The sequence below is a fragment of the Chryseobacterium sp. SG20098 genome (genome assembly GCF_031844745.1).
In the GTDB taxonomy this organism is placed as follows: domain Bacteria; phylum Bacteroidota; class Bacteroidia; order Flavobacteriales; family Weeksellaceae; genus Chryseobacterium; species Chryseobacterium cucumeris.
Map to the genome: position 1 here is coordinate 4,501,606 of NZ_CP134622.1, position 12,717 is coordinate 4,514,322.

At 36.8% G+C, this 12,717-nt stretch carries 7 protein-coding genes; 5 read left to right on the plus strand and 2 right to left on the minus strand.

Translation table 11 applies throughout. The features are described from left to right. Nucleotides 1-25: 25 nt before the first annotated feature. The 3 genes from RHP76_RS20730 to RHP76_RS20740 are packed head-to-tail and all read left to right on the plus strand — an operon-like array spanning nt 26 to nt 3,346. Entirely contained in the window at nt 26-1,135 is a 1,110-nt protein-coding gene (locus RHP76_RS20730; protein ID WP_288442594.1) for a sensor protein KdpD, read from the plus strand. 5 nt (nt 1,136-1,140) lie between these two features. Further along, entirely contained in the window at nt 1,141-2,856 is a 1,716-nt protein-coding gene (locus RHP76_RS20735) for an ATP-binding protein (protein WP_123278203.1), read from the plus strand. A gap of 31 nt (nt 2,857-2,887) precedes the next feature. After that, nucleotides 2,888-3,346, plus strand: a complete 459-nt coding sequence (locus tag RHP76_RS20740) for a hypothetical protein (RefSeq protein ID WP_311228936.1) — start codon at nt 2,888-2,890, stop codon at nt 3,344-3,346. A gap of 103 nt (nt 3,347-3,449) precedes the next feature. On the opposite strand, the gene RHP76_RS20745 is transcribed toward RHP76_RS20740, so the two are convergent. Next, entirely contained in the window at nt 3,450-6,179 is a 2,730-nt protein-coding gene (locus RHP76_RS20745; RefSeq protein ID WP_311228937.1) for a DUF7619 domain-containing protein, read from the minus strand. Nucleotides 6,180-6,270: 91 nt separating this feature from the next. Beyond that, entirely contained in the window at nt 6,271-8,277 is a 2,007-nt protein-coding gene (ligA, locus tag RHP76_RS20750) for an NAD-dependent DNA ligase LigA (protein WP_311228938.1), read from the minus strand. Nucleotides 8,278-8,600: 323 nt separating this feature from the next. Here ligA and RHP76_RS20755 point away from each other — a divergent pair, with 323 nt between their 5' ends. Together RHP76_RS20755 and RHP76_RS20760 are read left to right on the plus strand one after the other, a co-directional pair. Continuing rightward, nucleotides 8,601-11,684, plus strand: coding sequence for a TonB-dependent receptor (locus RHP76_RS20755; RefSeq protein ID WP_311228939.1), 3,084 nt, complete (start codon nt 8,601-8,603; stop codon nt 11,682-11,684). A gap of 167 nt (nt 11,685-11,851) precedes the next feature. Then, entirely contained in the window at nt 11,852-12,598 is a 747-nt protein-coding gene (locus RHP76_RS20760) for a glycerophosphodiester phosphodiesterase family protein (protein ID WP_311228940.1), read from the plus strand. Nucleotides 12,599-12,717 lie beyond the last annotated feature (119 nt).

The following is a 12,717-nucleotide window of genomic DNA, read 5'->3' on the forward strand; positions in this document are numbered from 1 at the left end:
AGTAAAATTAAAAACAATAAAATCAATGTCATCAGCAAAAGATTTTTTAGAACTGATTCAAAAATCCCGTAAAGGAAAATTCAAAATTTATATAGGGATGAGTGCAGGTGTAGGAAAGACCTTCCGTATGCTCCAGGAAGCGCATTCCCTTTTGCGAAATGGCATTGATGTAAAGATTGGCTATATTGAAACGCATGGCCGTGAAGAAACTGAAGATCTTGTAGAAGGAATTCCTCAAATTGAAAGGAAATCAGTCTTTTATAAAGGAAAAAATCTTGAAGAAATGGATCTTCAGGCTATCATCAACGAACATCCTGAAGTGGTTCTGGTAGATGAACTTGCCCATACCAACGTAGAAGGTTCTAAAAATAAAAAAAGATGGCAGGATGTGCTGGAAATTCTTGATAACGGGATCAATGTCATCAGTGCCATGAATATCCAGCATATCGAAAGCCTGAATGAAGAGGTTAAGAAAATTACCGGAGTCGAAGTAACAGAGCGGGTTCCGGATAAAATACTGGCGCTAGCAGATGAAGTAGTCAATATTGACCTTACCGCAGATGAATTGCTGACCCGATTAAAAGAAGGAAAAATCTATAAAAAGGAAAAAATTCAGACCGCTCTGAGCAATTTCTTTCAAAGCGGACATATTCTTCAGCTTCGTGAGCTGGCTTTAAAAGAAGTAGCCACCCACGTGGAGAGAAAGGTAGAGACAGAGATCAAAACCGAAAATTTTAAGCCCATAAAATTCCTGGCCTGCATCAGCAGTAATGAGAAGATTGCCAAAACAATTATCCGTAAAACTGCCAGATTAGCCAGCTACTATAACAGTCCATGGACTGTTTTGTACGTTCAGAAGCCTTCTGAAAATCCGGAAAAAATTGCATTGGACAAACAACGGTATTTAATTAATAATTTTAATTTAGCACAGGAATTAGGTGCCAAAGTAGTCCGCATCAAAGAAAGCAGTGTTCACAACGGGATTCTGGAATATGTGATTGCTCATAACATCACAACGGTCTGTATTGGAAAACCTCACGCCAGTTTCTGGCGGCGAATGTTGGGATACAGCTGGATCTATACCCTTATGAACAGGCTGAATGAAAGACAGATAGATATTATTATTTTATCTTAAAAGTAATGAAACTTAAAACGAAACTTACCTTAGGCGTGGGCCTTTTATTTTTACTGATCGTTCTGCTTTCAGTGATAGGTTCTGTATACATCAATAAATTAAAATCCGATACTGAAAAGATCCTTACGGCCAATTACAACAGCCTGGAATTTTCCAAAAATATGCTTTTGGCGTTGGATAATATCAGTACAGACAGTACCGTTGCCATAGCAGATTTTCGAAAAAATAATAAGCTTCAGGAAAAGAACCTTACAGAATTTGGAGAAAAAGAAGCCACTCAGAATCTGAATCTGCATTTCAACAGCTACCTTAAAGCTCCCGATATCAATAAAGAAAAGCTTATCCGTGAAGATCTTTCGAAGATCATGTCCTTGAATATGAAGGGGATAGAACGGAAAAGTGACATTGCGATTATAACAGCAGAAAATGCTACTTTTTGGATCGTAAGTTTAGGTACTGTATGCTTTCTGATTGCTTTTATCCTGCTTTTCAATTTGCCGCAAACCATTGCAGAGCCTATCAATCAATTGACCTTCAGTATCAAACAGATTGCCGATAAAAACTATAGCGAGAGGGTTCATTTTAAAGGAAGTGAAGAATTCAACAGTCTGGCAGATTCCTTCAATACCATGGCGGAGAAACTTCAGGAGTACGAAAGCAGCACGCTTTCCAAGCAGCTGATGGATAAAAAACGGATCGAAACGTTGGTCAATAATATGCATGATGCGGTAATTGGTCTGGATGAGAATCATTTTATCTACATGATCAATGATGAAGCTTTAAAGATCACGAATCTCCATAAGGAAGATATTATTGGAAAAACGGCTCATGAAGTAGCCATCAATAATGATCTGATGCGTGAACTGCTGAAAAATATCGACCATCCTGTAAAAGATCCGATTAAGATTGTCCGTGATAACAAGGAAAATTATTTCGAACAGGATATTATACCGATCAATATTGTAAAAACAGGGGAAAAGGAGAAAAAAAATATCGGAAAGGTAATCTTGTTGAGAAATATTACGCCTTTTAAAGAGCTTGATTTTGCCAAAACCAACTTCATTGCAACCATTTCCCATGAATTGAAAACTCCGATTTCAGCGATCAAAATGGGTGTTCAGCTTCTTGGAAACCAAAAGTTCGGAGAACTGAATGCGCAGCAGCAGGAATTGTTGAAAAGTATCAATGAAGACGGGCAGCGTTTATTGGATATCACTGGAGAATTGCTGAATCTTTCTCAGGTAGAATCCGGAAATATCAGACTGACCGTAGAAAAATGTTCCCCAAAAGAAATTGTACAGACTGCTGTAAAGAATGTTGAAAAACTGGCGGAGCAGAAAAATATCTCCATCAGCACAGAATATCTTCTGGAAGACAATGATGCGGTGACCGCAGATTTTGATAAAACCGTTTGGGTAATGAATAATTTCCTGACCAATGCGGTGAAGCACTCTTTTCAGGATGAAAATATTAAGATCGTGGTAGAAAAACTCAATGCATTTATTCAGTTCAGTATTATTGATACCGGAAGCGGAATTGATGAAAAATACCACCGCCAGATCTTTGACCGTTATTTTCAGGTTCCCGGCGAACACCAAAATGGAACAGGTTTGGGCTTGGCTATTTCAAAAAATTTCATTGAAAAGCAACATGGAGAAATAGGAGTGAAGAGTTCTCTGAATAACGGAAGTACATTTTATTTCAGACTACCGGTTTCATAAGGATTATTTTATATTTGCGATAAAAATAGAAATGAGAAAAACGTTAGGACTCCTATTATTTTCAGTTTTACTAAGCATTCAGGCGTCTGCTCAGACATTCACATTAGAACAGCTTAAAGGCTTCAACAAACTGACAATGGAGGAGTTTAAAAAGGAAATGAAACAGCTTCAGTTCAAGTTTTATGACAGAACTGAGGGCTTAAGCTTCCTTTTAACCGAATACGAAGCTCCAGACTATGGCTCGAAAATCGGAAAGTTTGAATACAAAGAAGAAAAGTATGAAGATCGGATTGAGTTTGAGTTTAATGACAAAAAAGACTATGAGCAGTATCTTAAACTGATATTGGCTGCCGGGTATAAAGAAACCGAGAAAGGAAAGATTATCACCAAAGAGCTTTATACAGATTACTACAAGAATAGGGAACATATCAGGCTGATCCTGCCAAAATCAGGAGAAAACGCTCCGTATACTATTATTGTTTTTAAGTAAACAAGATTATATATATTCCGAAGATACCTGAAAATATTGATTCTTAATAAATAAAAAGGCTGTGAAATCTATCACAGCCTTCTTTGTTATTCATTTTATAAATTTAATCCTTAATAAACTTCTGTACAATTACTTTGTCTTTTGTGAAAGCTTTTAGAATATAGTTTCCTTTAGAAAGTTCAGAAACAGAAATTGAGTTTCCTGTTACACTTAATGAGCTGATAATTCTTCCAGTCGCATCATAGATTTCAGCTTTGATGATTTCCTGCTTGGATCTGATATTTAAAACATCTTTTGCAGGATTAGGATAAACAGAAATACTCTGGTTTTCTTTATCAATTTCTGCTGTTGCCAATACATTTTGAACGCTTGTCGTATAAGTATTGGTAATAATCGGATGGTTGTAATCGAAATAGATTTTGGCTGTATTACTGAAGCTGTTCCCGATATTTAAGGTCGATTTTGTTTTAATCTTAAATGAAACATATCCGTCATTATTGGCATCATCAAAAGGGAGTTGGATGTTTTCAAAGATGAATTCTACGGTATTCGGATTGGTAATTCTTGTCACAAAATTGTGGCTTCCGTTTAACGCTACCAGGGAAGAAATATCAAATTTAGTAATGTCAATTTCATCTTTTACCACAATGTTCTGTGCATTGGCTGTTCCTGTATTTTCAAATCTGATCAGGTAATGTACATAGTCTCCCACCTGGGTTTGTGCAATAGTAGTTCCTTCAAGACAAGTCTTATCATTCGGGTCAAAAGAATTAACAACCGTTTGGTTCAATGTGAAGGTATTGTCAGCAGGTGTTTCGTCTGTAGCTCCATTGATTTGTGCTGTGTAATGTAAAATATCACCTCCATTTAGCGGTGGAGCCTGTGTTGGTGTATTTAATTTCAATGTTACTGTGATCTCTTTCTGCTGTAAAGGAAGAAGATTGGTGAAATTCCAGATCAAAGTTCCTGTGGATTGGGTATCGGGAGAAACGGTTGCATTCAGGAAATTCATTAGGTTATCATTGAAATTGAAAACAACATTTCCGGATTGGGCAACTGTTCCCTTATTTTTGTAAATAATTTTGTATTTTGTATCAAATCCCGGAACGGCAGCCGTAGTAGGAATAATTAAGACTTCAAGATCATTATGGGTTCCGTTCGATGTTAAGCAAAAATTTTGAGTCAATGGACTTGTTTGGGATGGGAAATTTACTGTCAAAGAACTTGGTGAAATTGTCCAATAGGCAGGATTTTCTAAAACGGGAGTTAGTGTATGGGTTCCGGCTCCTACAGCAATAGAATGATTTCCAGAATTGTTGGCAATAAAAGTTGCTGACACAGATCCATTAGTAATATTAAATTGCTGCAATGCTTTATTTAAATCATTGGAGTCACATCCATTCCCATTACTATCATATTTTGTATTTCCTTGAATTGTGTAAGAACTACCACCCGGAGTAAAAGAACAGTAAGAATTAATTACAACAGCAGAATTAATTCCGTTATAGTTAACGTAATACGCGAAATTATCAATTTGATTCGGATCACAACAAATATACTTTAATAAATTATTAGAGCTAAAGTTACACATGTGGGCTTGTAATGCTCCATTTTTTGCAAAAAGAAATTTTAAATTATTGGAGCTGCAGTTTATGCTTGTTAAAAGTGGATTATGAGTAATATCCAAAGTCTGTAAATTATTACCTCCACAACCTAAGCTGTTTAAGTTTGATAACATTGAAAGATCTAAGGTTGTGAGGCTATTATTAGTACAATTTAATGACATTAATAGAGGAGAGGATTGTAAATTGAGATTTTGCAGCATATTTGATGAGCAGTTAAGAACTTTGAGAGCAGGAGTATTTTGGAGATTAAGATTGTTAATATTATTGAACCCACATTCCAGACTTTCTAATAGATTGTGATTGCTTACATTCAATGAGGTTAACATATTATTATTGATGTTAAAATCCACCAGATTATTAAGTGTACTGATATCGATGCTAGATAATTTATTATTAAAGATTTGTAAGGTATTGATACTTGAACTATTAGTTAAATTTATACTTTGCAAATTAGATCCATACGTACAATATACTTTTTTTAATTCAGGTAAGTTCTGAAGATTTAAAGAAGGTAAGGCGTAAAGTTTTGTAAGCTGCACTTCATTCAGCATATTACAACCCTGTAAGTTCAGGCTTGTTAAAATATCCATTTCCTCAAGACGTACGTTTTTAAGAGTAGGTTTATTGCTTAAATCCAAGGAAACGATAGGAGCTTTAAACATCATTACAGTTTCCAAATTCGGAAGATTTTGAAAGGTCATACTAAACGGATTTGAACTTACTCCCACAACAATATTTTTAAGAGATGTACTTTGTATATCCAATGCAGTAAACCCATGGTTAGAAATATCTAAATTTTTTAATTTAGGACAATTTTGAATGTCAAGAGAAGCAACACCATTGTTGTTTACAACTAATTTTTCTAGATTAGGAAGGCTTAAATTGATGTTTGTAAGATTGTTTCTGTTAAGATCTAAAGAAACTAGATTAATAAAACTTTCAATTCCTGAAAGATTTGACATATAATTTGTATTCGGAGAAGATGATAAATCAAGATAACTAAGATTTATAGCTTCAGATACTTGAATTTGCCCATCATTATTCAGATCAATCTTAGTCCATGTTCCGGCTAAATTTTTAGCTATCTGATTAGTATTACTGTTAGCGCTCAATAATTTTGTCATAAAATTGGTATCAGTAATATTGACAGTTTGTGCCTGAAATATGGCAAAAAATATCATAAAGATAATTAAGTAGAGTTTTTTCATGGATTAGTTTAGTAGCTTATTTAATTAAAAAGGCAAAAATAAACCATTAAGACAATATCTTAATGGTTTATTTAATATTATTTTGATTTTCTTACTGTTTCTCAATCAAATCCAGAAACTGCTGCTCATCCAGGATTTCAATTGTTCCGATATCCTGTGCTTTTTTCAGCTTGCTTCCTGCTTTTTCACCTACTACAAGATAATTGAGGTTTTTTGAAACCGCAGAAATATTTTTTCCGCCATGCTTTTCTACCATTTCCTCAGCAGCTTCTCTGGTGAATAATGACAATTTTCCGGTGAAAAGGAATGTTTTTCTTTCCAGAACATTCGATAATACTTCATTGGTGCTTTCTCCCTTCTCAAGCTGTACTCCGTAAGATTTCAATCGCTCGATCATTAATACATTTTCAGAATTCTGGAAGAAATCGACAATGCTTAGTGCAATCTTTGCTCCGATGTCTTCTACCTGGCAAAGCTCTTCTACCGTAGCATTCTTTAATTCTTCAATCGTCGGGAAGTTTTTAACCAGTTTCTTGGCAACTGTTTCCCCTACATGCTTGATCCCGATTCCGTATAAAACTTTTTCAAAAGGAATTTCTTTGGATTTTTCAATTCCTGTGATGATATTCTGAGCCGATTTCTCAGCCATTCTTTCGAGTGGAAGAAGCTGTTCTTTTGTTAAAACATAGAAGTCGGCAGGATTTTCAATCAGTCTTTCTCTGTACAGCTGTTCAATCGTTTCACTTCCAAGATTATCAATATTCAAAGCTTTTCTGGAAACATAGTGGATCATTCTTCCTACAACCTGTGGCGGGCAGTGAAGCTCGTTCGGACAGAAATGGATGGCCTGATCCTCAATTTTTACCAGCTCGGTACCACATTCAGGACAATGTTTGATATATTCAATTTCTTTGCTTTCTTCAGTTCTTTTATCTGTGTTTACCCCTACGATTTTCGGAATAATTTCACCTCCTTTTTCTACATACACGAAATCATGTTCATGAAGATCCAGCTTTTTGATGATATCTTCATTGTGCAGAGAAGCTCTTTTCACAATGGTTCCGGCCAGTAAAACAGGTTTAAGATTAGCAACAGGAGTAATAGCTCCGGTTCTTCCCACCTGATAAGAAACGCTTTGAAGTTCTGTTTCTACTTTTTCCGCTTTAAATTTATAAGCCATAGCCCAACGCGGAGATTTGGCCGTATAGCCAAGTTGTCTCTGCTGCTGTAGTGAATTCACTTTTAAAACAATACCATCAATTTCAAATGGCAGATTATGACGTTCTGTGTCCCAGAAAGTAATAAATTCCTGTACCTCAGCCATTGTTTTACATAATTTGGCCTGCTGGGAGGTTTTGAAGCCCCAGCTCTGAGCTTTCTGAAGCAGTTCCCAATGGGTTTCCGCAGGAACTTCATCAGAAATAAACTGGTATAATACAGAAGAAAGTCCACGCTTTCTTACCTCAGCGCTGTCCTGCATTTTCAGACTTCCGCTGGCCGTATTTCTTGGATTCATGAAGGGATCAAGACCATCTTCCTCACGAAGTTTATTAATTTTGTCAAAGTTTTTTCGGGTCAGATAAATTTCACCACGCATAAAAAAATGAGCAGGGAAATCACCTTTTAAAGTCAGAGGAATATCTGAAATGGTTCTCACGTTTGGGGTAATTTCATCCCCCTGGAAACCATCACCACGCGTAACCGCCTGAGACAGTTTTCCGTTTTCATAAAGGATAGAAATGGAAGCACCGTCGTATTTCAGCTCAGCAACGAATTCTACCGGATCGTCAATCGTTTTGATGATTCTCTTTTCCCAGTCTTCAAGATCGTCAAAATCATAGGAATTGTCCAGAGAATACATTCTGAATTTATGCTGAATCGTAGGGAAAACTTTGGTAACACCGCCACCTACACGAACGGTAGGAGAATTTTCATCATAAAACTCTGGGTACCTGGCTTCCAGATCCTGTAGCTCCTCCAGAAGCATATCAAATTCATAATCTGTAATGGTGGGAGTATCCAGTTGGTAGTAATTTTCGTTATGCTGGTGAAGCTCTTTGCGGAGCTGTTCTATCTTTTGTTGAATGTTTTCAGACATTGCTTTTCTATCTTTTGAGCAAAAATAACTAAAGTAATTGCATTTAGAAAATAACAGAATAAAATAGATAGGAAAATTAAAAATGCTTAATATGCTTTAACAGATTGGTTCTGTATAACATAAAACATATGTTTAAACTAATTTAACATAACGTTCTGATTTAATTAAAAAAATGTTAAAACTTTCTTAAACACCCCGCTCTTAAAGTCAAAATACCTTTGCACATCTGATTGAAAGAAACCTCATAATGATCTATCATAATGAAAACCAAAGAGGTTTCCTGGCGAACATCAAAAAATTAATCATAAAGATCTTCGGAAGAAATGAAAAAAGTAAAGATTGTACTGGGATTATTGTTTTTAGGGCTTGGGACAATGGCTTATGCACAGACCACGCAGGCTTCTATTGTAGGGAAAGTTACCGGACCGGGAAGTACGGCTCAGGAAAAAGTGAAAGTGACGATCGTGAACGAGTCCACAGGATTCAGAACGGAAACGGAAACCAACTCAAAAGGAGAATATATTTTTAAAGAAATTCCTCTTGGCGGGCCTTACACGGTTATTGTCAATGATGATAAAAAAGAAGGTTATAATGTCAACTTCGGAGATCAGGTGACCGTGAATATGGATCTGGGGAACGAGAAGACTATTGAGGAAGTAAAAATTACAGGAAACCTTAAAAACAAGATCGGAAACTTGGGAGCAGCTACCGCAATTTCTGCGAAAAACATCAGCATGCTTCCGGTGAACGGACGAAACTTCACCAATCTTACGGAACTATCTCCGTTAAGCGGAAAAGGAGGAAACCTTTCCGGCCAGCTTGGATCTTCTACCAACTTTACGATTGACGGGATGACCGCAAAAAATCCTACTTCTGCAGGATCAACAACGAGCCGAAGCGGTGCACCATTTTCCATCTCCATTGAAGCGGTCCGTGAATTCAAAATCACTACCAACCAATATGATGTTACATTGGGAAGAAGCGGAGGAGGAACAGTAAGTGCTGTTACCAAATCAGGAACCAATAAATTTTCCGGAAGTGCCTGGGAATATTTAAGAACAAACTGGCTTTCCAGTCCATATGACATCAGAGGAAACAAAAGAAATAATGACTTCTCTACTTCGCAGTTCGGATTTTCATTGGGAGGTCCGATCATTAAAAATAAATTACACTTCTTCGTAGCATGGGATCATCAGCTGGATTCAAGACCTTTAGTAATTGCTGATATCAAATCTCCGGATGATGAGAAGAGATTCAACACAACTACGCAGACGCTTAATCAGTTCCTGGATATTGCAAGAGCAAAATATGGAGTAGGAAGCAGCCCCCAGTTCGGAACTTTTGATAAAGTGAGAAACTCTGATGCCGGTTTCTTACGTCTAGACTGGCAGATCAATGAAAAGAACTTATTAACCCTCAGAAATAACTTTACTTACGATCTTAACAAAAACGGATTGGGTGACAATACCAATATCAACTTTTTTGAATCTTACGGGAATGATAAAAACCTTGATAACAGTTTATTATTGACCTTAAGATCAAATCTGAGACCTAACTTAACCAACGAATTAAAGGCGCAGTATCTCTATACTTTCCAGGACAGTTACCAGAACAATCAATTAGGAAAACCTGTACCGAGAGCTATTGTTGAAGGAGTATCTTCCAGTACGGGATCTACGAATATTCAGATCGGAGGACACCGCTTTGCTCAGGAAAGCTTCAGAAATAATGTGTTCCAGATTGTAGATAATTTATATTACAATACAGATAAGGTAAAATATACGTTTGGGGCAGACCTTATGTATACAACAGCAAAATCGGTATACGGAAGTGAGGTGAACGGAAGGTTCCATTTCCAGGGAATGAGCAATTTTGAGACCATGACACCTTACAGATTCTATAGAGAAGTTCCTTTGGTGGCCGATCCGTCTGTCAGATCAAATATCTGGAACATCGGTCTCTATGGGCAATTCCAGACCAAAGTAGCTAAAGGACTTGATTTAATGGCTGGTTTGAGATTAGATTACGGTGGTTACCCGAAAGCAGAATTCAACCAGAAACTGTTTGATGAAATGGGAATCAGAACGGATAACCAGATCAAATCATTTGTCATCCAGCCAAGATTCCAGTTTGATTGGAACATCAATGAAGGAAATAAAGACTTCCTGAAGTTCGGTGCCGGAATTTTCTCTTCCGATATCAACAATTATATGATCATCAATAACCTTGTATTTGATGGAAAACATCTGGCTACTGTGGATGTAACGGGTAAAGATGTTCCGTTCCCGGATTTCAACAGCTATAGAGATGATTATAATACGGTTCCGTCACTTTCCCAGAAGCAGATTCCGACGATCAACTATACCGGTAAGGATGCAAAGATCCCGATCGTTTATAAAGCCAATATCTCTTATACCCATTTCTTCAATGAAAGGTTCAGAGCAGGAATTGCAGGATATATGGCTTTAGGTAGAAACAATTACTATTATTACGACAGAAACATGGTGGCCAATCCTTTCTTTACACTGGCTAACGAAGGTGGAAGGGGAGTATTTATTCCTACAGGAGCTATTACCAATAATGCCAATAACAGTGTAAGTTTCGACTGGAAACAGGGAAGAATCAATAATAATTTCGGAAGAGTACTGGAATTGGTGAGCGATGGTAAAGTAAACCAGTTCTCATTCGTAATCGATACAAGTTACCGCTACTGGAAAGATGGAGAAATCACCGCAAGTTATACATGGTCTGATATCAAAGACAATACTTCATACAACGGAAACGTAGCCAACTCTGCAACATTGTCTACCATGATTCAGAGTGATCCTAGAGATTTGAGAATGACCTATTCTGACAACCAGTTCAGAAACAAAGTCGTGATCTATGGAAACTCTCCTACCATTGCAGGATTTACATTGGGGATCAGGTATTCAGGAATCGGAGGAACGCGTTTCTCAGCAACCACAGGAGGAAACATCAACGGAGACTTCGTAGATTCCAACGATCTTGCTTTTATCTTCCCGAATCTTACCAAATCCATACTGGATGATCCGCAGGTAGGGCAGGCCCTGAAAGATTATATCAATGAATATAACGGAAGAATCGCAGAGCGTAACGGAGGTAAAAACGGTTTCTACGGTGTTTGGGACGTACGTGTTGCCAAGAAAATTAAATTCGATAAAGTGGGAGCTTTTGAACTTTCTGTTGATATTTTCAACGTAGCCAACCTTCTTAACAAAGAATGGGGGGTAAACAAATCATACTCAAATACTTCTTTGTATAAGGTAACCAAGTTCAATAAAGATACGATGCAGTACGAATACACCAAAAACGTAAGTGGAGGCGGTTTGGTTCCTCTGACAGGAAATCCTTACCAGATCCAGATCGGTGCGAAATACAGTTTCTAACTTTTACCTTTTTTAACCACTGAAGACATAAAAGAAATTGAGCAGGCTATGGTAAATCTCACCTAGCTTTAATCAGTAAATCTTTTATGTCTTTTGGTTTTTATTTTGTAATAACTACCTTTATCAGGAAGTTTCACGACTTTATTTTAATAATTTAAAATTATATTATGAAAAATTTTATCTTAGGGTTAGCAGTTTTAAGTACAGTTATGATGAAAGCACAAACCCAGATTATTGCCCATAGAGGATATTTCCAGGCTCAGCCTCCAACAACAGAGAATTCAATTCAATCATTGGAAAATGCCCAGAAATTAAAAATATATGGGGCGGAATTTGATGTAAGAATGACAAAAGATGGTGTATTGGTGATCAATCATGATGAACACCATGGTAAAATGGAAATTTCAGAAACTCTTTTCAAAGAACTGGAAGCATTGAAATTATCCAACGGAGAAAAATTCCCGACCTTAAAAGATTATTTAAAACAGGGGAAAAAAGACAAATCTCTGAAGCTGATCGTTGAGATCAAGCCAGCGAAAACTCCTGAAATAGAAAATGAAATCACGGAGAAAACGATCAAAATGATTAAAGATATGAAGCTGGAATCTCAAAGTGAGTTTATTTCTTTCAGCCTTAATATCTGTAAAGAGATCAAAAAACTGGCTCCGTCTTTTAAAGTACAATATCTGAACGGTGAACTGTCACCTGAGCAGATCAAAAAAGAAGGATTGGATGGTATGGATTACCACTACAGCGTCTTCCAGAAAAACCCAACATGGATTGCTGATGCAAAAGCATTAGGGTTAATTACCAATTCATGGACCGTAAATGACATTGCTGTTTACGAAGAATTGAAAAAACAAGGAATAGGATTCGTAACAACCAATATTCCTGATCAGTTGAAGAATAAATAGATTTAACATCTTCAGAAATATAACAACTGAAGGACAAAATATTTCCCTCCTCCGGAGGGGTGGCGAAAATTCAAAGAATTTTTAACGGGGTGGTCAAACGAAATTTTTTAACCATCTCT

Coding starts and splice junctions, on each gene's coding strand:
- RHP76_RS20730 (WP_288442594.1), top strand. CDS start 26: ATGTCATCAGCAAAAGATTTTTTAGAACTGATTCAAAAATCCCGTAAA.
- RHP76_RS20735 (WP_123278203.1), top strand. CDS start 1,141: ATGAAACTTAAAACGAAACTTACCTTAGGCGTGGGCCTTTTATTTTTA.
- RHP76_RS20740 (WP_311228936.1), top strand. CDS start 2,888: ATGAGAAAAACGTTAGGACTCCTATTATTTTCAGTTTTACTAAGCATT.
- RHP76_RS20745 (WP_311228937.1), bottom strand. CDS start 6,179: ATGAAAAAACTCTACTTAATTATCTTTATGATATTTTTTGCCATATTT.
- ligA (WP_311228938.1), bottom strand. CDS start 8,277: ATGTCTGAAAACATTCAACAAAAGATAGAACAGCTCCGCAAAGAGCTT.
- RHP76_RS20755 (WP_311228939.1), top strand. CDS start 8,601: ATGAAAAAAGTAAAGATTGTACTGGGATTATTGTTTTTAGGGCTTGGG.
- RHP76_RS20760 (WP_311228940.1), top strand. CDS start 11,852: ATGAAAAATTTTATCTTAGGGTTAGCAGTTTTAAGTACAGTTATGATG.